We start from the raw sequence: 20,250 nt of genomic DNA, 5'->3' as shown, positions 1-20,250 counted from the left end.
TCACGGCTTTGGGGAACGTCAGGCTTCGGGGGCCGCGTACTTTTCGCGGAGCCGGGCTTCGACCTCGGCGTCGGTCTCCGGGGCCGGCTCGTCCTCGGCCATGGCCTTGAGCCGCTTGTCGGACCGGCGCACCGCCCAGACGACCACCAGCAGGCCCAGCGCGTACAGCGGGTAGCCCATGGCGATCTTCGCGAAGGCCAGCCAGCCGGTGTAGTCCTCCTGGTAGAGCCACCGCTGCACGACGAACCGGGCGGCGAAGATCGCCGCCATGGCCAGCGTGGCGACGTCGTAGCCGTAGCGGGACGGCTTGTCCTTGCGCCACGCCTGGCCGGTGCCGTTGAGCATGTTCCAGACGACGCCCGCGATCGGGTAGCGCACCACCACCGACAGCACGAAGATGCCGCAGTAGACGAGGCTCGCGTAGATCCCGAAGAGGAAGAACCCCTTCGCGGACCCGGTGCGGTAGGCGATGAACGCCGCGATGGCGACGCCGAAGAACCCGGAGATCGCCGGCTGCAGCGGCTCCTTGCGCACCAGCCGCAGCACGGTGATCGCCACCGCGCTGCCGATCGAGGTCCAGATGGCCGCGGTCAGGCCGAAGAAGGAGTTCGCCAGGACGAACACGATCACCGGCAGCGACGAGTAGATCAGGCCGGACACGCCGCCCATCTGCTCCAGCAGGGTCGGCTGCGGTTCGTCCGCGTCTTCGGTCTTCTTCTCGCTCGGGGCGGGATCAGTCACGATAGGTGATCAACTCACTGGGCTCTGGAGTTCGTAATAGGGGTTGTACAGCACCTTCTGGCCGTCACGCGTGGCCATCCGGCCGCGCACCTTGATCGTCCGGCCCGGTTCGATGCCCGCGATCCGGCGGCGGCCGAGCCAGATTAGCGTCACGCCCTGTGTCCCGTCGAACAGCTCCGCCTCCAGCGTGGCGGCTTCGTTGGTCGGGCAGAGCTCGACACTGCGGAGTCTCCCCAGCACGGTGACCTCTTCGCCGGAGCGGCAGTCGCAGGCGCGCTGCGCGCCTTCGGCGTCCGACCTCATCGACATCTCGTCGGCGTCGAGATCCTCGACGTCGCTGGTCAGCTTGCGAACCAACCGGCTGAAGTAGCCGCCGTCTTTGGCGGACATAGGTGCTCCTGTGCTCCGGGGCCCCCGACTTGGTCTTTGCGGCCCGAACGTTTCCAGCGTACTGCGGTCCCCGTCAGGGAAACGCCTTTGCGCAAAGATCGCAACGTGACGTCCGCAATCTCCGCTCCCGCCGCCGTGCTGCTGCCCGGCACCGGCTCCGACGAGGTGTTCGTCCGCGCCGTCTTCGCCGGCCCGCTGCGCGCCCTCGGCGTCCCGCTCCTCACGCCGGCGCCGCCACCGGGGGCGACGCTGGCCGACGGCTGCCTGGCGATCCTCGACGCGCTGGCGGACGAACACGGCGAACTGCTCGTAGGCGGCATTTCGTTCGGCGCCCACCTGGCCGCGGAGTGGGCCGTGCGCAATCCCGGCCGTTGCGGGGGCCTGCTGGCCGCGCTCCCGGCCTGGAACGGCCCTCCGGGCCCAGCACCCGCGTCGCTCGCCGCGTCGCTGTCGGCGGATCTGGTGGCCCGTTCCGGGGTCGACGGCGCGCTGGCGCAGACGGCCGGCAGCCCGGACTGGCTGCGGGCGGAACTGGACCGCGCCTGGCGCCGGCACGGCGACGGCCTGGCGGCGAGCCTGCGCGTCGCGGCGGCCCGTCCGGCGCCGGCACTGGCCGAGCTGGCGGCGCTGAAGGTGCCCGCGGGCGTCGGCACGTGCACCGACGACCCGATACACCCGACGAAAGTCGCATCCGAGTGGGCCGCGACCCTGCCTCGAGCGTCTCTCGGCCGGACGACCCTGGCCGCGCTGGGCGCCGACCGCGAGTCACTGGGCCGCGCGACGGTGCTCGCCTTCCTGCGGGCCCTCGAAAGCCGTGAAGGCCCCCTTCCCGGCTCTTATGGCCGGTAAGGGGGCCTTCACGGCTTTTGTCGAGCGTCAGCCCTGTTGCTGGGCGGCGATGTGCTCCGCGACCGCCTCGGGGAGCGTGATGGTCAGCGGCGTCCGGACCGGCATCGGCGCGTCACCGCGGTCGACGATCGTGCGGCGGACGATGCCGCGCAGCACCTCCACCGCCGCCGCGGCCTCCGACTGCGGCCCGGCGATGACGCCGCGCAGCATCCAGCGCGGCCGGTCGATGCCGACGAAGCGCAGCGAGACGTCGCCGACGATGGCCGAGATCTCCAGGCCCCACGCGCCGCGGCCGATGTTGACCTTCGCGCCGTCGGCCCGCAGCTGGTCGGCCAGCTCGGTGCTGACCTCCCGCCACAGCCCGCCGGTGCGCGGCGCGGCGTACGCGCTGACCGTGATCTGGCCCTGCTCGGTGACGACGTGCACGGCCCGCACGCCGTTGGTCTCCGGGTCCATCTCGACCTGGACCTGCGACCCGTCGGGCACCGGCACTTTCACCGAGCCGAGGTCGATCCGCGGGACGCCGTCGTCCTCGAAGTCCGCGACGTCGAACGGGCCGTCGGAGACGTCCGACAGCTCGGAGTCCTCGCTGAACTCCTCGTCCTCGATCGTGTCGTCGGCATCGGGCGCGGCGTGCCGTCCCGCGGACCCGCCCTCGGTCCGCCGCTTGCGTCCGAAAATCCCCACTACTTCTCCGTTCCTTCCCCAGCCACGGCGCTCGCCGCGAGCGCGTCTGCTCCCAGTGTGGCGTGTCCGCCCGTGGAGCCGTAGCCGCCGGCGCCCCGTTCGGTCGCGCCGAGCTCGGCGACCTCGACGAACTCGGCGTGTTCGACCCGCTGCACGACCAGCTGGGCGATGCGGTCCCCGCGCGTGAGCTTCACCGGGTGCACCGGGTCGTGGTTGATCAGGCAGACCTTGATCTCACCGCGGTAGCCCGCGTCGATCGTGCCCGGGGTGTTGACCACCGAGAGGCCGACCCTGGCGGCCAGGCCCGACCGGGGGTGGACGAACCCCGCGAAACCCGGGGGGAGCGCGATCGCGACACCGGTGCCGACCACCCCGCGTTCCCCGGGTTCGAGCACGATATCCGAGGTCGTGACGAGATCGGCGCCCGCGTCGCCCGGTCGGGCGTAGGCGGGCAGCGGGACATCCGGGTCGAGCCGGGAGATGAGTACCTGAACGCTGGACACGGGCGGCGAGATTACTCTCTACCCGTGGGTGAATCAGCGAAGACGGCCTCGAGCGCCGCGGTCCGGCACTCCGAGCGGCTCTACGTCCCGTGGTGGGGCTGGCCGCTGCCGGTCCTGGGCGCGATCCTCTTGGCGGCCGAGATCGACCTCGGGTACCCGGGGATCCGGGCCTGGCTGCCGTACGTGATCGCGTTGCCGGTGGTGGTGGCGCTGCTGCTGTCGCTCGGCAAGTCCCGGATCCGCGTCACCGGCGGCGACGAGCCCGAGCTGTGGGTGGGCGACGCGCACCTGCCGCTGCGCTACGTCGGCGAGGTGGAGATCTTCGACAAGGATGCCAAGCGCAAGGCGCTCGGCCGCGACGGCGATCCCGCGGCGTACGTGCTGCACCGCGGCTGGGTCGGCCCGGCCGTGCGGATCCGGCTCACCGACCCCGCGGACCCGACGCCGTACTGGCTGTTCAGCACCCGGCACCCGGAGCGCGTCGCCGGACTGCTCAAGGGCGCCTGACCGCCCGGAGACGTGGAAGGGGGCCGGCCTGCCGGCCGGCCCCCTTGTCCCCAGCGCGCTTCGAGCCCTCCCTAGATCCCTCAGGGCTCTCCGTCGCGTCTGTTCGTCCCGAACCCTGGTCCGAGCTCCCGCGCCCTCAGGCGCAGTCGCGGCAGATCAGGCGTCCACCGCTCTCCTCGGCCAGCCTGCTGCGGTGGTGCACCAGGAAGCACACGGAGCAGGTGAACTCGTCCGCCTGCTTCGGCACCACCTTCACGGTCATGTCCTCACCGGAAAGCCCGGAGAGGTCGGCACCCGGAAGCTCGAAGTTCTCGGCGGTCGCGTCCTCGTCGACGTCGACGACGCCGGACTGGTTCTCGTTCCGCCGGGCCTTGAGCTCCTCCAACGAGTCTTCGGCCAGCTCGTCGGCTTCGCTGCGGCGCGGAGCGTCGTAGTCGGTAGCCATGTGTCCCTCACCCCTGCGATCAGCTTGTGTAGTCGTTTTCCCGGACCCTCGGGTGCGCCCGCGAGTCCGCCGTGCCGCTGGTCAACGTTCCAGGGCCGCTGTTTGTGCCCGACGGCCGGAGTGACCGAGGTCTCTCTCGTTTTGGGCCTCGTCCTGCGGCCGGAGCCCGGGAAGGGTAGCTCACGCCTTCGCGGCTTCTGCAACGAGTCAGACATTGCCGGGGATTCGTCACCCGACAGGGGGAACCCGCAGGTAAGACGCGTTGTCGTCCATTCGGGTTGCCCCCGGGTGGAGAACCTCACGGGGGGCCCGTGTCCGCTTGCCCCGGCCGACCCCCGCGTGGTGCGATCGCCGCACGGGGACGGGTCCTCGGGCAGCGCCCGGGACCACGGCGGGGCCCGGGAAACCGGCGGGGTGACCCGGACCCGCGCACGCGGGTCGCAGCGCCTAGGCTGATCGGCCACGACGGTGCCGACGAGCTGCCGTCGGGTTCTGGGTTCGGGAAGGGACGGGCAGGTGGCGTCGGGGAACGGCATCGGGGACCGTGCGGCGCGGCCGTACCGCAGGCACAAGCCGCTGCCGGCGCTGATCGTCATCGGCGTGCTGGCGCTCGGCGCGATCATCGTCTGGATCAACGCCGCGGTCGGCAAGGGCGACGTCGACGAGGCCGTCCGGTGCGACCCGCAGGCCAGCCCGCCGCCGGGTGTCACGTTCAGCACACTCCCCCACAACGCCCTCGACGACCGCGCGCCGGTGCCGCCGGACAAGGTCGCGGTGAAGGTCCTCAACGCGTCGAGCACGCGCGGTCAGGGCAGCATCACGACGACGGCGCTGCACGAGCTCGGGTTCACCAACACCGGCGAGCCGGCCAACGACCCCGCCTACGAGAACCGCGAAGCGAAGTGCCGCGGCCAGATCCGCTTCGGCGAGAACGGCATCACCGCGGCCCGCACGCTCGGCCTCGTGGTGCCCTGCGCCGAGCTGGTCCAGGACAACCGCAAGGACGCCAGCGTCGACCTCGTCACCGGCACCAACTTCGGCGACATCCGCCCGCGCGCCGAGGCCCGCCAGGTCCTCACCCAGCTCGCCGAGTGGTCCAAGGCCCACCAGGGCGGCGGCGGCAACGAGCAGTCGGCGGGCGCCCAGGCCCCGGTCATCGACCAGACGCTGCTGGCCTCGGCCCGCGACGTCCAGTGCTGACCCGCTGACCCGACCTCTGCGTACGCGACCCGACCCTCCAATCACGCGAGTCGACCCTCCAGACACGCGTGTCGACCCTCCGGACACGCGCGATGCCCTCACGATCACGCGTGTCCGGCCCTCAGAGGCCCCGCCACGGCCGTCTCAGACGTCCGCGGCCCCGCACTCCCCCAGCGCCTTCCGCAGCGGCTCCGCGATCGACGGCGCCGCCGCGTACGTCGCGTCCGCGCCGAGGTCCGGTGCCGCACCCGGCAGCACGACCGTCGCGCCCGCCTCCGCCGCGATCAGCGCGCCCGCGGCCCAGTCCCAGCGGTGCAGGCCGTGCTCGACGTACGCGTCCAGCCAGCCCGCCGCCACCGCGCACAGGTCGAGCGACGCCGCGCCGTTGCGGCGGATGTCGCGCACCCGCCCGAGCAGCCCCGCCGCGAACCGCGCCTGCCGCGTCCGCCGCTCCGCCGAGTACGCGAACCCGGTCCCGACGAGCGTCAGCTCCAGCCGCGACGGCGCCGAGACGCCCAGCCGGCGGCCGTCGAGCCACGCGCCCTGGCCGCGCGCGGCCGACCACACCCGCCCGCTCGCCGGCTCGACGACGGCGCCGGCCACCGACACCCCGCCGATCTGCGCGGCGACGGACACGCCGAACCACGGCAGGCCGTAGAGGAAGTTGACCGTGCCGTCGATCGGGTCGACGACCCACGTGACGCCGTCGTCGCCCGCGGTCCCGCAGCCCTCCTCGCCCAGCACCGGCTCGCCGGGCCGCAGTTCGGCGAGCCGGGCGCGGACGAGCCGCTCCGACTCGTGGTCGACGGCGGTGACCACGTCGGTGTCCGCGGACTTGGTGTCCACGGCGACCGACCGGCCCGCCGCCATCCCGGCCCAGGCCTCGCGGACCAGCTCGGCGGCGTCCGTCGCGACCTGCACCGCGACGCTTTTCAGCAACGACTCGTCAACTCCCACGTCCGCCATGTCACCACATCCGGTTAAAGTCTCCGAGGCAGGCTTCTGAATCGTGCGAGAAGGGACCACGTCCGTGGTGGAGGCGACCCGCCGAGGTTTCGGCATCGACATCGGCGGCAGCGGGATCAAGGGCGCGTTGGTCGACCTGGACCGGGGGCAGCTCATCGGCGACCGGATCCGGATCGAGACGCCCAAGCCGTCCACCCCCTCGGCGGTGGCGGACGTCGTCGCCGAGATCGTGGCGCAGGCGGGCTGGGGCGGGCCGGTCGGCGTGACCCTGCCGGCGGTCGTGAAGAAGGGCGTCGCGCACACCGCGGCCAACATCGACAAGCAGTGGATCGGCACCGACGCCGACGCGCTGTTCGCCAAGCGGCTCGGCGTCGGCGTCGACCAGGTCGCGATGCTCAACGACGCCGACGCGGCCGGCATGGCGGAGATCCGCTTCGGCGACCCCGTCGCGCGCACCGGCGTCACGGCGCTGCTGACCTTCGGCACCGGCATCGGCAGCGCGGTGTTCCAGGACGGCAAGCTCGTCCCGAACACCGAGTTCGGTCACCTGGAGATCGACGGCCACGACGCGGAGAAGCGCGCGGCCGCGTCGGTGAAGGACAACGAGGGGCTGACCTACCCCGAATGGTCCAAGCGGGTGCACCGTTATCTGACCGTGCTGGAAAACCTGATCTGGCCGGATCTGTTCATCGTCGGCGGCGGCGTCAGCAAGAAGGCCGAGAAATGGGTGCCGCTGCTGGACATCCGGACCCCGGTGCTGGTCGCGAAGCTGCTGAACAACGCCGGGATCGTCGGGGCCGCGGCCGCCGCGGCCGAGGGCATCCAGCACTAGACGGGCACGGGAACGGCGCTGGATCCGGGGCACGTTTCGACGCCGATTCGACACCTCCGGCCGGCCGGAGGGTGATCGCTTCGCGACGCATGCGCGTACCGTCGTTACAATGGAACACGGCCCACGGCTGCGGAGGCCAAAACCGCAGGCCGAGGCTGTTCCCCGAATGTGAGGCAGCAGTGGCTCCTAGTCCGCTGCTCGTCATGATCGACCGCTGCGAAAGGGCGTAAGTGGCAGCCGCAAGAACCGCAACCCGAGGCGGGACGAAGACAGCGACCGCAGCCGGCGAGCCGGCCGAAGAGGCAGCCACCGGGACGGCGAAGCCAGCGGCGCGCAAGACCACCACTGCCAAGAAGGCTCCGGCCAAGAAGGCACCGGCGAAGAAGCCCGGGACCAAGGGCGAGGACGGCGAGCCCGACGGTCCCGAGGGCATCGAAGGCGAGCTCGACTCGCCCGACTTGTCGGACCTGGAAGAAGTCGAGGTCGAGGTCGACGTCGTCGAGGAGACGGTCGCCGACACGCCGGAAGCCGACGACGATGACGACGACGAGGAATCCGACGAGGAGACCCCGGCGCAGCGTCGTCGCGGTGCGGCCGCCGACAAGGCGGCCGCGGCCAAGAGCTCCGACAACCCGGACTTCGTCTGGGACGAGGAGGAGTCGGAGGCCCTGCGCCAAGCGCGCAAGGACGCCGAGCTCACCGCGTCGGCCGACTCCGTGCGTGCCTACCTCAAGCAGATCGGCAAGGTCGCGCTGCTGAACGCGGAGGAGGAGGTGGAGCTCGCCAAGCGGATCGAGGCCGGGCTCTACGCCGCCGAGCGGGTGCGCACGGCCGAAGAAGAGGGCGAGAAGCTCGTCACGCAGATGCGCCGCGATCTCAAGTGGATCGTGCGTGACGGCGAGCGGGCCAAGAACCACCTCCTGGAGGCGAACCTCCGGCTCGTGGTGTCGCTGGCCAAGCGCTACACCGGCCGCGGCATGGCGTTCCTGGACCTCATCCAGGAGGGCAACCTCGGCCTGATCCGCGCGGTGGAGAAGTTCGACTACACCAAGGGCTACAAGTTCTCGACGTACGCCACGTGGTGGATCCGCCAGGCGATCACCCGCGCGATGGCCGACCAGGCCCGCACCATCCGCATCCCGGTGCACATGGTCGAGGTCATCAACAAGCTCGGCCGCATACAGCGTGAGCTGCTCCAGGACCTCGGCCGCGAGCCGACCCCGGAAGAGCTGGCCAAGGAAATGGACATCTCCCCGGAGAAGGTCCTGGAGATCCAGCAGTACGCGCGTGAGCCGATCTCGCTCGACCAGACCATCGGCGACGAGGGCGACTCCCAGCTCGGTGACTTCATCGAAGACTCCGAAGCTGTCGTCGCGGTCGACGCCGTGTCGTTCACGCTGCTGCAGGACCAGCTCCAGTCGGTGCTGCAGACGCTGTCCGAGCGCGAGGCGGGCGTCGTCCGGCTGCGCTTCGGCCTGACGGACGGCCAGCCGCGCACGCTCGACGAGATCGGCCAGGTGTACGGGGTGACCCGTGAGCGCATCCGGCAGATCGAGTCGAAGACGATGTCGAAGCTGCGTCACCCGTCGCGGTCCCAGGTGCTGCGCGACTACCTGGACTGATTTCCTTCGGTACCAACGAAGAACCCCGCCACGATCGTGGCGGGGTTCTTCGTTTTCCGGGATGGTGGGATGGAGATCATTTTCCGTCTTGAGGAGCCTCCATTGCAGATCGGCATCGGATTGCCGAACCAGGTCCGGGACATGCGCCCGGCCCTCCTTCCCGGCTGGGCCGCGCGCGCCGAGGCCGCCGGGTTCTCGACGCTCGGCACGGTCGGCCGGATCGCCTACCCCGGCGTGATGGACACCGTCGCGCTGGCCGCCGCGGCCGGCGCGACGTCGCGGATCGGCTTGGTCAGCAACGTCCTGCTCGGCACCGTGTGGCCGCCCGTGCTGCTGGCGAAGGAGATCGCCGGCATCGACGGCGTCTCCGGCGGCCGGCTCACCCTCGGCATCGGGATCGGCGGCCGGCCGGACGACTTCGTCACCGGCGGGCTCGGCCCGAAGGGGCTCGGCAAGCGGATCGACGCCGACCTCGAGGTCTACCGGGACGTGTGGAACGGCAAGCCGGTCGGCGGCGGGGACACCCCGGCGGTCCCGGCCGGCACGCGCGAGGTGCCGCTGCTGTTCGGCGGGTTCGCGCCCAACGCCCTGGCCCGGATGGCGAAGCACGGCCAGGGCTACGTCGGCGGCTCGATGCCGCCCGGGATGGTCGCCGACGCCTTCGACAAGGCTCGTGCGGCCTGGCGTGACGGCGGCCGCGAGGGCGACCCGCGGCTCGTCGCCATCGTCTACTACGCGCTCGGCGAGCCGGACACCGGCCGCGAGAAGGTCGGCGACTACTACAGCAACATGGGTGAGATGGCCAAGGTCGTCGTGGACAACGTCCGCACGACGCCGGAAGCCGTGCGGGCCGCGGTGAAGGAGTTCGCCGACCTCGGTGCGGACGAGCTGATCTTCAACCCGGCCACCGACGAGATCGACGACGTCGAGCGGCTCGCCGAGATCGTGCTGTGACACCGCCGGGACGTAGTCGTAGCAGGCGGCCGGTGGCCGAGACCAGTGGCGTCTACAAAGGACAGACGGCCGTACACGTCGCGTACGGCTCAGGGGACGGCCAGGCCGCGCTCCCGCAGTGACTGCTCGACGCGCAGGCGTTCGATCTCGCGGTCCATGCCCTCCGGCAGCTCGGCGAGCCGGTGCGGGACGCCGATCTGCCGGCAGGCCTGGGCGAGCAGCTCGTCGTAGGCCTGCCGGGTGCCGTACCGCCGCGCGGCCGAGGTGCCGGACGGGTAGTCGACGAGCAGCCGGTGCACCCGGCGCAGGTCCGCGGCGACCCGCTCGATCGGCGGCCCCTGCGGCTGCGGCTTCGCGAACTTCTCCCGCGCCCGCCGCAGCAGAGCCGGGGCGCGCAATGCGCACCAGAAGAGCACCGTGGGGATGATGCAGACCACGGCGAACAGGATCAGGTTCCCGAGGACGCCTCCGGCGCCGGCCATGCCCTCATCGTAAGCCCGCGACCCGCGCCCGCCGGACCCATTTCGGCGTCAACCCGCGTGATCGGACACGGGACTCGCGTGATCGGGCACGTGACCCACGTGATCAGAGACGGAACTCGCGAGTTACGGCTTCGATCACGTGGGTTACGGCTCCGATCACGGGAGTTCGGGGACCGCCGGGGGTGTCTCCTCGGCGAGCCAGAGGACTCCGGCGGGCGGGAGCTGGAGGATCGCCGAGGCCGGCTGGCCGTGCCAGGGTGAGGTGACCGCCTCCACCGCGCCCAGGTTGCCGACGCCCGAGCCGCCGTAGGCTTCGGCGTCGGTGTTGACCACCTCGCGCCAGCGGCCCGCGGCCGGGAGGCCGACCCGGTAGTCGTGGTGCGGGACGCCGGCGAAGTTGGCGACGCACGCCAGCCGCGAGCCGTCGGCGCCGATGCGCAGGAAGCTCAGGACGTTGCCGCCGGAGTCGTTGGCGTCGATCCAGGCGAAGCCCTCCGGCGAGGTGTCCTGGCTGAACAGCGCCGGCGTCGTCTTGTACACCGAGTTCAGCGCCCGCAGCAGGTCCTGGACGCCGCGGTGCAGCGGCTCGTCGAGCAGGTGCCAGTCGAGCGACCGCTGCTCGGACCACTCCTGCGGCTGGCCGAACTCGCCGCCCATGAACAGCAGCTGCTTGCCCGGGTGGGCCCACATGAACGCCAGCAGCGAGCGCAGCCCGGCCGCCTTGTTCCAGTCGTCACCCGGCATCCGGCCCCACAGGGATCCCTTGCCGTGCACCACTTCGTCGTGCGACAGCGGGAGGACGAAGTTCTCGCTCCACGCGTACACGAGCGAGAACGTCATCTCGTTGTGGTGGTAGGCGCGGTGGATCGGCTCGTGGGACAGGTAGCGGAGCGTGTCGTGCATCCACCCCATGTTCCACTTGAAGCCGAAGCCGAGGCCGCCCAGGTGGGTCGGGCGCGTGACGCCCGGCCAGGCGGTCGACTCCTCGGCCACCATCACCACGCCCGGGTGTCGCTTGTAGACGGTCGCGTTCAGCTCCTGCAGGAACCGCACCGCGTCCAGGTTCTCGCGGCCGCCGTACTGGTTCGGCAGCCACTCCCCTTCCTTGCGGGAGTAGTCGAGGTAGAGCATCGACGCCACCGCGTCGACGCGCAGGCCGTCGAGGTGGAACTCCTCGATCCAGAACAGCGCGTTGGCGACGAGGAAGTTGCGGACCTCGTTGCGGCCGAAGTCGAACACGAGCGTGCCCCAGTCGGGCTGCTCGCCGCGGCGCGGGTCCGCGTGCTCGTACAGCGCCGTGCCGTCGAACTTCGCCAGCGCCCAGATGTCCTTCGGGAAGTGCGCGGGCACCCAGTCGACGAGCACGCCGATCCCCCGCTGGTGCAGGCGGTCGACGAAGTAGCGGAAGTCGTCGGGCGAGCCGAAGCGGGACGTCGGCGCGTAGTACGACGTCACCTGGTAGCCCCACGAACCACCGAACGGGTGCTCCGACACCGGCAGCAGCTCGACGTGCGTGAAGCCCGTCTCGACGACGTAGTCGCCCAGCTGGTCCGCCAGCTCGCGGTAGTCCAGGCCGGGGCGCCACGAGCCGAGGTGGACCTCGTAGACGCTCATCGGCGCCGCGGCCCACTGGGTCGCTTCGCGCTGCGCGACCCACTCGTCGTCTTCCCAGCTGTAGGCCGTGCGCGTGACGACCGACGCCGTCGCGGGCGGCAGCTCGGTGCCGAACGCCATCGGGTCGGCCTTCTCCTGCCAGTTCCCGTCGGCGCCGAGGATCCGGAACTTGTAGCAGGCGCCGGTCCCGACGCCGGGCACGAACAGCTCCCAGATCCCGGACGAGCCCAGCGAGCGCATCGCGTGCCCGCGCCCGTCCCAGCCGTTGAAGTCGCCGATCACGCGGATGCCGCGGGCGTTCGGCGCCCAGACGGCGAACGACGTGCCCTCGACGGCCCCACCGGGCGTGTCGTAGGAGCGCACGTGCGCGCCGAGCGCCTCCCAGAGCCGCTCGTGCCGGCCTTCGCCGATCAGGTGCAGGTCCAGCTCGCCGACCGTGGGCAGCCAGCGGTACGGGTCGTCGGCGGTGACGCTGTGGCCGTCGTACTCGACTTCCAGGCGGTAGTCACCGGGGTGCTCCGGCACGGCGACGGCGAACAGCGCGTCGATCACCGGCTCCATCGGGTACCGGTGCTCGCCGACGCTCAGCGCGACGGCCTTGGCGCCGGGCAGCAGCGCCCGCGCCGCGAACCCCTTGCCCACGGCGTGCACGCCCAGCACCGAGTGCGGGTCGTGGTGCGAGCCGGCCAGCAGCCGGTCGATGTCGGCGGCCGGCGGGGCCGCGTCCGGCAGTTCTTCCGGTACCGCGTTCACGTTCTTCACCCATCTCCCCGCATGATCCGGGCGATCGAGGCGAGCGGGACGCCCAGCCAGTCGGGCCGGTTCGCGTACTCGTAGCTCACTTCGTAGATCGCCTTGTCCAGTTCGAACGCGCGCAGCAGCTCACCCTGGTCCCGGGGGTCCGCCGCGATCGCGGCGTAGCCCTCGCAGAACGCCGTGCGGTTGCGGGCCGACCACTCCTGCGCCCGCTCGGCCAGCTCCGGGTCGTCCGGCTGCCCGACCAGCATCTGCTGGGCGGCGTAGTCGAACGACCTCAGCATGCCCGCCACGTCGCGCAACGGCGACCTGAGCGCGTGCCGCTCCTCGACCGGGGCCGCGGGCTCGCCCTCGAAGTCGATGAGCAGCCAGCCGGTGACCGTCCGCAGCACCTGACCCAGGTGCAGGTCGCCGTGGATGAACTGCATCGAGACCGAGTCGGCGGGCAGCGTCCGGAGCGTCTCGAACGACGCCCGCAGCGCCGGCGCGTACGCGGCCAGCTCCGGGACCTGCCCGGCGACGGTCTCCAGCCGCGCGATCATGGCCTTCATCGTGCGGTCCAGCTCGTCGGCGTCGACACCCTCGGTGTCGAGCGCCGCGGCCAGGTCCGCGTGCACCTCGGCGACCGCGCGGCCCAGCCGCTCGGCCTCGCCGGCGAAGTCGCCGCCGACCTCCTCGGCGTGCCGCTCCGGGCCGGCCATCAGGTCGCGGACGCTGGTGGTGGCCATCGCCCAGCCGTCGACCGCGTCCGGGATGAACTGCTGGAGCATGCCGACCGTGGTCGGCTCGCCGTCCAGGTCGCCGGTGATCGAACCGAGCGGCTGCGCGATGTGCTTGCTGCCGACCTTCTGCAGCGCACGGTGCAGCAGCAGGTCCTTGTTCTGGCCCGGGGTCAGCTTGCGGAACAGCTTGAGGATGTACTGGCCGCCGTAGACCAGCGAGGTGTTGCTCTGCTCCGACGAGATCGGCCGGGCGCGCAGCCCGGTCTCCAGCTCCACGCCGGGCTCGTGCCCGAAGCCGAGCGCGCCGACGCGCCCCTCGCTCGCCATCAGGTCCAGCAGCACGCCGGTCAGGTCCGCGTCCGCGGACGCCTCGTAGGCGTTCAGGTCGCCGCCCGCGACGATCCAGCTGCCCGACGCGATCTCCGGCGGGTGCGTCCGCCGGCCGACCAGCAGCTGGTAGGGCTCGCGGCGGTCGCCCTGGATCACCTCGATGACCAGGTGCAGCAGCTGCGGATCGCCTTCGACCAGCTCGGTCACGCCGAGCGGCCGGACACCGGTCACCGGCCGGTCCTTGCCGGCGAACCAGCGCTGGGCCGGCAGCCACCGGGCCAGATCGCCGGTCAGTGCGTCGACCAGTTCACTGGTCTCGGACACGGAACTCACCTCGCTTCGCCTTCGTCTCCCGGGGTCGTCAGCTGGAACCAGTAGAAGCCGTGCCCCGGCAGCGTCAGCAGGTAGGACAGCTCCCCGATGCCCGGGAAGCGCACGCCGCCGGTCAGCTCGACCGGCACGCACCCGCGGTGCGCGGACAGGTCCAGCTCCACCGGCTGCGGGAAGCGGGAGAGGTTGTTCACGCAGAGCACCGTGTCCTCACCGCCGTCCGGGCGCCGCCACTGGCGCTTGTAGGCCAGCACGCTCGGGTTGGAGCCGCCGAGGTCGACGAACTCCCCTTCGGCGAAGGCGTGGTGCTGCTTGCGCACCTCGATCATCCGCCGGGTCCAGTTGAGCAGGGAGGAATCGTTGTTGGACTGGGCTTCGACGTTCAGGCCCTGGTAGCCGTAGACCGGGTCCATGATCACCGGGAGGTAGATCCGGCCCGGGTCGCAGGAGGAGAACCCGGCGTTGCGGTCCGGGGTCCACTGCATGGGTGTGCGCACCGCGTCGCGATCGCCGAGCCAGATGTTGTCTCCCATGCCGATCTCGTCACCGTAGTACAGAACGGGCGAGCCCGGGAGGGACAACAGCATCGCCGTGAACAGCTCCTGCTGGTTCCGGTCGTTGTCGAGCAGCGGGGCCAGCCGGCGGCGGATGCCGATGTTGGCCTTCATCCGCGGGTCCTTGGCGTACTCCGTGTACATGTAGTCGCGCTCTTCGTCGGTGACCATCTCGAGGGTCAGCTCGTCGTGGTTGCGCAGGAAGATGCCCCACTGGGTGCCGTCGGGGATCTGCGGGGTCTGGGTGAGGATCTCCGAGATCGGGAACCGGGACTCGCGGCGCACGGCCATGAAGATCCGCGGCATCAGCGGGAAGTGGAACGCCATGTGGCACTCGTCGCCGCCGACCGCCGGGTCGCCGAAGTACTCGACGACGTCGGAGGGCCACTGGTTCGCCTCGGCCAGCAGGATCCGGCCGGGGTACTCGTCGTCGACGACCTTGCGGCAGCGCTTGAGGAACTCGTGCGTGCGCGGCAGGTTCTCGCAGTTGGTGCCCTCCTGCTCGAACAGGTACGGCACGGCGTCGAGGCGGAAGCCGTCGATGCCCAGGTCCAGCCAGAACCGCAGGGTGTCGATCATGGCGTTCTGGACGTCGGGGTTCTCGAAGTTCAGGTCGGGCTGGTGGGAGAAGAACCGGTGCCAGTAGAACTGGCCGCGCACCGGGTCGTAGGTCCAGTTGGACGACTCGGTGTCGACGAAGATGATCCGCGCGTCGGCGTAGCGGGAGTCGTCGTCGCTCCACACGTAGTAGTCGCCGTACGGGCCGTCCGGGTCGCTGCGCGACTGCTGGAACCACGGGTGCGCGTCCGACGTGTGGTTGAGCACCAGGTCGGTGATCACGCGGATGCCGCGCCGGTGCGCCTCGTTCAGCAGGAACACGAAGTCCTCGACGCTGCCGAACTCCGGCAGCACGGCGCGGAAGTCGCTGATGTCGTACCCGCCATCGCGCAGCGGCGACGCGTAGAACGGCGGCAGCCACAGGCAGTCGATGCCCAGCCACGCCAGGTAGTCCAGCCGGCCGGCCAGGCCGCGCAGGTCGCCGGTGCCGTCGCCGTTCGAGTCGGCGAAGGCGCGCACCAGCACCTCGTAGAACACCGCGCCCTTGAACCACGCCGGGTTGCTCGGCGCCTGCTGCGCCGAGCGGAAATCCTCGGCCTGGGGTTCGACCAGCATCCCGTCGGCCGTCATGGCCTCACCGGTGTGCGGCACGCCCTCGAGCCCGAGCGCCGCGTCGGGGCGAGTCTCCTCCGCCATGTGTTCCACCTCGTCCCTCAAGTCCCGCACTTCCCGCACTTTCCCGCGTTTTCCCGTCTACCCGGCCAGCCGGCGCCGCACCGACACCACGTGGGCCACGGCCCGCCACGGTTCGAGCCGGACGAAGTTGGCCTGCCCCCAGTCCCAGGTGTCCCCGGTGACCTCGTCGTGGGCGATCAGCCGCTCGTGCGCCTCGAACCCGAGCGCGCCGGTGTCGAGCCACAACGTGCCTTCCTGCGGCCCGTACGGGTCGAGCGTCACGACCGTCACCACGGTGTCGCCGGTGGCCGGGTCCTGTTTGGAGTAGGCCAGCAGCGCGTCGTTGTCGATGTGGTGGAAGTGCAGGGTGCGCATCTGCTGCAGCGCGGGGTGCGCGCGGCGGACCGCGTTGAGCTTCGCGATCCACGGCTCCAGCGACCGGCCTTCGGCGAGCGCGCGGCCGAAGTCGCGCGGGCGCAGCTGGTACTTCTCGGAGTCCAGGTACTCCTCGCTGCCGTCGCGGACCGGGGCGTGCTCGAACAGCTCGTAGCCCGAGTAGACGCCCCACGTCGGCGCGATCGTCGCGGCGAGCGCGGCCCGCAGCGCGAACATGCCCGGGCCGCCGCGCTGCAGCGACTCGTGGAGGATGTCCGGGGTGTTGACGAACAGGTTCGGCCGGCCCTCGTTCCAGTGGTCCCGCAGGTCCACGGCGAAGTCGATCAGCTCCTGCTTGCCGGTCCGCCAGGTGAAGTACGTGTAGCTCTGGGTGAAGCCGAGCCGGGCCAGGCCCCACAGCCGCGCCGGGCGGGTGAACGCCTCGGCCAGGAACAGGACGTCCGGGTGGGCGTCCTTCACCGACTGGATCAGCCAGGCCCAGAAGTCCGGCGGCTTGGTGTGCGGGTTGTCGACCCGGAAGACCTTGACCCCGTGCTCGACCCAGACCAGGACGACGCGCAGCATCTCCTCGTAGACGGCCTTGGGGTCGTTGTCGAAGTTGATCGGGTAGATGTCCTGGTACTTCTTCGGCGGGTTCTCCGCGTAGGCGATCGAACCGTCCGGCCGGGTGGTGAAGAACTCGGGGTGCTTGAGCACCCACGGGTGGTCGGGCGCGGCCTGCAGCGCGAAGTCGAGCGCCACCTCCATGCCCAGCTCCGCGGAGCGGGCGACGAAGGCGTCGAAGTCGTCGAAGGTGCCGAGGTCCGGGTGGATGGCGTCGTGCCCGCCCTCGTCGGCGCCGATCGCCCACGGCGAGCCGACGTCGTCCGGGGTGGCGTCGAGGGTGTTGTTGGGGCCCTTGCGGTTCACCCGGCCGATCGGGTGGATCGGCGGCAGGTAGACGACGTCGAAGCCCATCCCGGCGACCCGGTCGAGCGCGGCCGCGGCGGTGGTGAACGTGCCGTGCACGGCCTTGCCCTCGGCGTCGAGGCCGCCGGTGGAGCGCGGGAACAGCTCGTACCAGGAGCCGTAGGCGGCGCGCTTGCGGTCGACCCACAGCTTGAGCGGCTTGCCCTTGGTGATCAGCTCGCGCACCGGGAACTCGTGCATGAGCTGGCGGACCTCCGGCGACAGCGCGGGCCCGACGCGCTCGGCGAGGCTCAGCTCGTCGTTGCGCAGCGCGACGACCGCGCCGGTGAGGAGCGCTTTCTCGGCCCGGCGGTCCGGCCGGCGCGAGACGCGCTCCAGCAGCCGGGCGCCGTTCTCGATGTCGTTGGCCAGGTCCGCGGGCCCCTGCCCGGCGGCGACCTTCACCTCGACGGCGTGTTCCCACGTCGCCCAGGGATCGCTCCAGGCGTCGATCCGGTAGGTCCAGAGCCCGGTGACGTCGGGGACGATCACCGCGGCGAACTCGTCCGGGTGGTCGGGTCCGCGCGGCGCCATCCGCGCCTGGCGCGTCAGGCGGTCGCCGGGACCGCGCCACGCGACGGTGGCCGCGACGGCGTCGTGGCCTTCGCGCCAGACCGTCGCGGTGACGGGAATGTGTTCCCCCACAACGGCTTTGGCCGGATACCGGCCGCAGCTCACGCTGGGGGAGACGTCGTCGATACCGAGCCGGCCGGTCATGGGCAACGCCCCTCGATCTATGGGTGTGGACGCAGGCGTCGTCAGTCTGCCCGACTCGATCACGCACGATCGAGGCAGGGCTCTCTTGTTCAATACCCAGACTCGTTCGAGTGAAACGCTTTCCGCGCAAAGGTTCCCGGCGGATGTCCGGCGGGTTACGGCCGGACGGCGGTGTACCCGGACAGCCGGTTCACGTACCCGGACAGTCGGCTCACTGTCCGACCCGCCAGGTACGCGAGCCGACCGTTCGGGTACGCGTCAGTAGGGTTCGGCCGGGGGTTCGGCCGCCAGGCGCGGGGCGCGCAGCAGGAGCAGGGAACGGGACTGGAGCGTCACCCGGCTCTTGGGCTCCAGCGGACCCGGGTTGCCCGGGCTGCCGTCGCCGGTGCTGGTGTCGAGGGTCGGCTTGAACGTCTCGCCGTACTCGCGGCCCGGCAGGACGACGTCCGTGGGCTCGTCGCCCGCGTGCAGCCACAGCAGCCACGAGTGGTCCGGCACCAGCGCGCCCTCGCGGTTGCGGGCCTGGCTGTTGGAGCCGTCGATCCACATGCCGAGCGTGCGGCGGTCGGCGAACCAGTCGCTCTCGCCGAACTCCTCGCCGTCCGGGCGGAACCAGACCAGGTCCGGCTTGCCGGTCGGCGTGGTCCGGCCTTCGAAGAACTCCGGCTGCCGCAGCGCCGGGCTGCCGGCGCGCAGCCGGACGACGCGGCGGGCGAACGCGAGCATCGTCTCGGCCTCGGTGTCCCCCGGCGTCCAGTCGAACCACGACGTCTCGTCGTCGAGGCAGTAGGCGTTGTTGTTGCCGTGCTGGGTGCGCCAGAACTCGTCGCCCGCGGTGAGCATCGGGGTGCCGGTGGACAGCAGCAGCGTCGCGAACAGGTTCCGCGCCTGCCGGGTGCGCAGCTCGCGGATCTCCGCGTCGCCCGTCTCCCCCTCCGCGCCGTGGTTCCACGAGCGGTTGTCGTTGGTGCCGTCGCGGTTGTCCTCGCCGTTGGCCTCGTTGTGCTTTTCGTTGTAGGACACCAGGTCCCGCAGCGTGAAGCCGTCGTGGGCGGTGATGAAGTTGATCGACTGCCACGGCCGGCGCAGGTTGTGGTCGTACAGATCCGACGAACCGGACAGCCGGTAGGCCAGGTCGCGGACGCCGGTCGCGCCGCGCCAGAAGTCGCGGATCGTGTCGCGGTAGCGGCCGTTCCACTCCGCCCACTGGGCGCCGAAGCCGCCGACGCGGTAGCCCTCGCCGGTCGCGTCCCACGGCTCGGCGATCAGCTTGCAGCGCGAGAGCACCGGGTCGGTGGTGATCGCGGTGAGCAGCGTCGAGGCGGCGTCGAACGCGCCGCCGCGCGGCCGGCCCAGCGTGCTGGCCAGGTCGAACCGGAAGCCGTCGACGCCGAGTTCCTGCGTCCAGTAGCGCAGCGAGTCGGTCACCAGCCGGACCACGGTCGGCGAGCCGGCCTCCAGGGTGTTGCCGCAGCCGGTGATGTCGGCCATGTGGCCGCGGTCGGTGTGCAGGTAGTACACCGGCGCGTTGAGCCCGCGGAAGCTCAGCGTCGGCCCGTCCGGCCCGCCCTCGCAGGTGTGGTTGAACACGACGTCGACGATCACCTCGATGCCGGCCGCGTGCAGCGCCGCCACCATCAGCCGGAACTCCTCGACCTCGTGGCCGGGCTCGCTGGCGTAGGCCGCGTGCGGCGCGAAGAAGCCGAGCGGCGAGTACCCCCAGTAGTTGTGCCGGCCGCCGCGGACCAGGGACGGCTCGTCGAGGAAGGTGTGCACCGGCAGCAGCTCCACCGAGGTGACGCCGAGCCGGGTCAGGTACTCGATGGCCACCGGGTGGGCCAGGCCCAGGTAGGTGCCGCGCAGCGCCTCGGGGATGAACGGGTGCTGCTGGGTGAAGCCCTTGACGTGCAGCTCGTAGATCACCGCCTCCTCGAACGGCACCTCCGGGTGCGCCCCGGTGTCCGGGCCGCCGGGCGAGGTGACGACCGACAGCGGCACGCTACCCAGCGAGTCCACTGTGGACATCGGGCCGCGGTCCGGGTCGCCGGTGAAGCCCTGGGCGGCGGTCAGGTCGGTGAGCTGCCCGGTGATCTGCCGGGCGTACGGGTCCAGCAGCAGCTTGTGCGGGTTGCAGCGCAGGCCGCGGGCCGGGTCGTAGGGCCCGTGGACGCGGTAGCCGTAGCGCTGCCCGGGCGTCACGCCGGGCACCAGGCCGTGCCAGACGCCGAACGTGCGTTCGGTGAGCGCGATCCGCCGCTGCGAGCCGTCGGCGTCGATCAGGCACAGGTCGACGGCGTCCGCGACGGCGGAGGTGATGGCGAACCGGACCCCGCCCGCCTCGGGGTGGGCGCCGAGCGGGAACGGGCGTCCGGCGAGGACGTGGTCGGCGGAGGGTCGGGTAGCCATTCCTGAATCGTCCCAGATCCCGGCCGGGGTGCGCGCGCCCGGCGGTCGAGTGGCCGCCGGGCAACC

The 20,250-nt window shown here is 71.3% G+C and carries 18 protein-coding genes; 6 read left to right on the top strand and 12 right to left on the bottom strand.

What is annotated here, in order from left to right:
- Window positions 1–18: 18 nt before the first annotated feature.
- Window positions 19–741 (bottom strand): DUF3159 domain-containing protein, encoded by a 723-nt coding sequence (locus MUY22_RS26335; RefSeq protein ID WP_247049019.1) that lies wholly within the window; start codon window positions 739–741, stop codon window positions 19–21.
- A 9-nt stretch (window positions 742–750) separates the two neighbouring features.
- The gene (locus tag MUY22_RS26330) at window positions 751–1,131 is read right to left on the bottom strand and encodes an OB-fold nucleic acid binding domain-containing protein (RefSeq protein ID WP_247049018.1); all 381 of its coding nucleotides are present in this window, start codon (window positions 1,129–1,131) and stop codon (window positions 751–753) included.
- Window positions 1,132–1,236: 105 nt separating this feature from the next.
- On the opposite strand from MUY22_RS26330, the gene MUY22_RS26325 reads away from it, so the two are divergent.
- Window positions 1,237–1,980: an alpha/beta fold hydrolase gene (locus MUY22_RS26325; RefSeq protein ID WP_371827490.1), complete on the top strand. Its 744-nt coding sequence runs from the start codon at window positions 1,237–1,239 to the stop codon at window positions 1,978–1,980.
- 27 nt (window positions 1,981–2,007) lie between these two features.
- Here the strand turns inward: MUY22_RS26325 and MUY22_RS26320 are convergent, their stop codons facing one another.
- Entirely contained in the window at window positions 2,008–2,667 is a 660-nt protein-coding gene (locus MUY22_RS26320) for a DUF3710 domain-containing protein (RefSeq protein ID WP_247049017.1), read from the bottom strand.
- Window positions 2,667–3,170, bottom strand: a complete 504-nt coding sequence (dut, locus tag MUY22_RS26315; RefSeq protein WP_247049016.1) for a dUTP diphosphatase — start codon at window positions 3,168–3,170, stop codon at window positions 2,667–2,669. Before dut ends, MUY22_RS26320 begins: the two co-directional genes overlap by 1 nt.
- Before the next feature lie 24 nt (window positions 3,171–3,194).
- Here dut and MUY22_RS26310 point away from each other — a divergent pair, with 24 nt between their 5' ends.
- Complete coding sequence (locus MUY22_RS26310) at window positions 3,195–3,677, top strand: DUF3093 domain-containing protein (protein WP_247049015.1); 483 nt, start codon at window positions 3,195–3,197, stop codon at window positions 3,675–3,677.
- A 136-nt stretch (window positions 3,678–3,813) separates the two neighbouring features.
- Here MUY22_RS26310 and MUY22_RS26305 read toward each other — a convergent pair whose 3' ends face one another.
- A complete protein-coding gene (locus MUY22_RS26305) occupies window positions 3,814–4,122 on the bottom strand; it encodes a DUF4193 domain-containing protein (protein ID WP_086676737.1) in 309 nt (102 codons plus the stop codon).
- Window positions 4,123–4,638: 516 nt separating this feature from the next.
- Between MUY22_RS26305 and cei the strand changes: the two genes are divergently transcribed.
- Window positions 4,639–5,322, top strand: a complete 684-nt coding sequence (gene cei / locus MUY22_RS26300; protein WP_247049014.1) for an envelope integrity protein Cei — start codon at window positions 4,639–4,641, stop codon at window positions 5,320–5,322.
- 144 nt (window positions 5,323–5,466) lie between these two features.
- On the opposite strand, the gene MUY22_RS26295 is transcribed toward cei, so the two are convergent.
- A complete protein-coding gene (locus tag MUY22_RS26295) occupies window positions 5,467–6,288 on the bottom strand; it encodes an inositol monophosphatase family protein (protein ID WP_247049013.1) in 822 nt (273 codons plus the stop codon).
- Window positions 6,289–6,352: 64 nt separating this feature from the next.
- On the opposite strand from MUY22_RS26295, the gene ppgK reads away from it, so the two are divergent.
- The 3 genes from ppgK (at window position 6,353) to MUY22_RS26280 (ending at window position 9,696) form a co-directional block, all read left to right on the top strand.
- Window positions 6,353–7,120 carry a polyphosphate--glucose phosphotransferase gene (gene ppgK, locus MUY22_RS26290; protein ID WP_371827686.1) on the top strand — a complete coding sequence of 256 codons (768 nt, stop codon included), beginning with the start codon at window positions 6,353–6,355 and terminating at the stop codon, window positions 7,118–7,120.
- A 230-nt stretch (window positions 7,121–7,350) separates the two neighbouring features.
- Window positions 7,351–8,742 carry an RNA polymerase sigma factor gene (locus MUY22_RS26285; RefSeq protein ID WP_247049012.1) on the top strand — a complete coding sequence of 464 codons (1,392 nt, stop codon included), beginning with the start codon at window positions 7,351–7,353 and terminating at the stop codon, window positions 8,740–8,742.
- Window positions 8,743–8,844: 102 nt separating this feature from the next.
- Window positions 8,845–9,696 (top strand): LLM class flavin-dependent oxidoreductase, encoded by an 852-nt coding sequence (locus MUY22_RS26280; protein ID WP_247049011.1) that lies wholly within the window; start codon window positions 8,845–8,847, stop codon window positions 9,694–9,696.
- A gap of 89 nt (window positions 9,697–9,785) precedes the next feature.
- On the opposite strand, the gene MUY22_RS26275 is transcribed toward MUY22_RS26280, so the two are convergent.
- The 6 genes from MUY22_RS26275 to glgX all read right to left on the bottom strand — a co-directional run bounded on the left by MUY22_RS26275 (window position 9,786) and on the right by glgX (window position 20,184).
- A complete protein-coding gene (locus tag MUY22_RS26275) occupies window positions 9,786–10,178 on the bottom strand; it encodes a hypothetical protein (RefSeq protein ID WP_247049010.1) in 393 nt (130 codons plus the stop codon).
- 156 nt (window positions 10,179–10,334) lie between these two features.
- On the bottom strand, window positions 10,335–12,545 hold the full coding sequence (gene glgB / locus MUY22_RS26270; protein WP_247064131.1) for a 1,4-alpha-glucan branching protein GlgB: 2,211 nt from the start codon (window positions 12,543–12,545) through the stop codon (window positions 10,335–10,337).
- Between the two features lie 5 nt (window positions 12,546–12,550).
- Window positions 12,551–13,924 carry a phosphotransferase gene (locus MUY22_RS26265; RefSeq protein ID WP_247063536.1) on the bottom strand — a complete coding sequence of 458 codons (1,374 nt, stop codon included), beginning with the start codon at window positions 13,922–13,924 and terminating at the stop codon, window positions 12,551–12,553.
- Between the two features lie 5 nt (window positions 13,925–13,929).
- Window positions 13,930–15,738 carry a maltose alpha-D-glucosyltransferase gene (gene treS, locus MUY22_RS26260; protein ID WP_247063535.1) on the bottom strand — a complete coding sequence of 603 codons (1,809 nt, stop codon included), beginning with the start codon at window positions 15,736–15,738 and terminating at the stop codon, window positions 13,930–13,932.
- 57 nt (window positions 15,739–15,795) lie between these two features.
- Window positions 15,796–17,778 carry an alpha-1,4-glucan--maltose-1-phosphate maltosyltransferase gene (locus MUY22_RS26255; protein ID WP_247063534.1) on the bottom strand — a complete coding sequence of 661 codons (1,983 nt, stop codon included), beginning with the start codon at window positions 17,776–17,778 and terminating at the stop codon, window positions 15,796–15,798.
- 258 nt (window positions 17,779–18,036) lie between these two features.
- Entirely contained in the window at window positions 18,037–20,184 is a 2,148-nt protein-coding gene (gene glgX / locus MUY22_RS26250; RefSeq protein ID WP_247063533.1) for a glycogen debranching protein GlgX, read from the bottom strand.
- Window positions 20,185–20,250 lie beyond the last annotated feature (66 nt).

It is taken from the genome of Amycolatopsis sp. WQ 127309 (assembly GCF_023023025.1).
Classification (GTDB): Bacteria; Actinomycetota; Actinomycetes; order Mycobacteriales; family Pseudonocardiaceae; genus Amycolatopsis.
This window is presented reverse-complemented; position numbering and strand designations above follow the sequence as displayed.

Bases quoted from the DNA above. Each gene is read 5' to 3' on its own strand.
- MUY22_RS26330 (WP_247049018.1), bottom strand. From the start codon at position 1,131: ATGTCCGCCAAAGACGGCGGCTACTTCAGCCGGTTGGTTCGCAAGCTG.
- MUY22_RS26305 (WP_086676737.1), bottom strand. From the start codon at position 4,122: ATGGCTACCGACTACGACGCTCCGCGCCGCAGCGAAGCCGACGAGCTG.
- MUY22_RS26295 (WP_247049013.1), bottom strand. From the start codon at position 6,288: ATGGCGGACGTGGGAGTTGACGAGTCGTTGCTGAAAAGCGTCGCGGTG.
- MUY22_RS26275 (WP_247049010.1), bottom strand. From the start codon at position 10,178: ATGGCCGGCGCCGGAGGCGTCCTCGGGAACCTGATCCTGTTCGCCGTG.
- treS (WP_247063535.1), bottom strand. From the start codon at position 15,738: ATGGCGGAGGAGACTCGCCCCGACGCGGCGCTCGGGCTCGAGGGCGTG.
- MUY22_RS26255 (WP_247063534.1), bottom strand. From the start codon at position 17,778: ATGACCGGCCGGCTCGGTATCGACGACGTCTCCCCCAGCGTGAGCTGC.
- glgX (WP_247063533.1), bottom strand. From the start codon at position 20,184: ATGGCTACCCGACCCTCCGCCGACCACGTCCTCGCCGGACGCCCGTTC.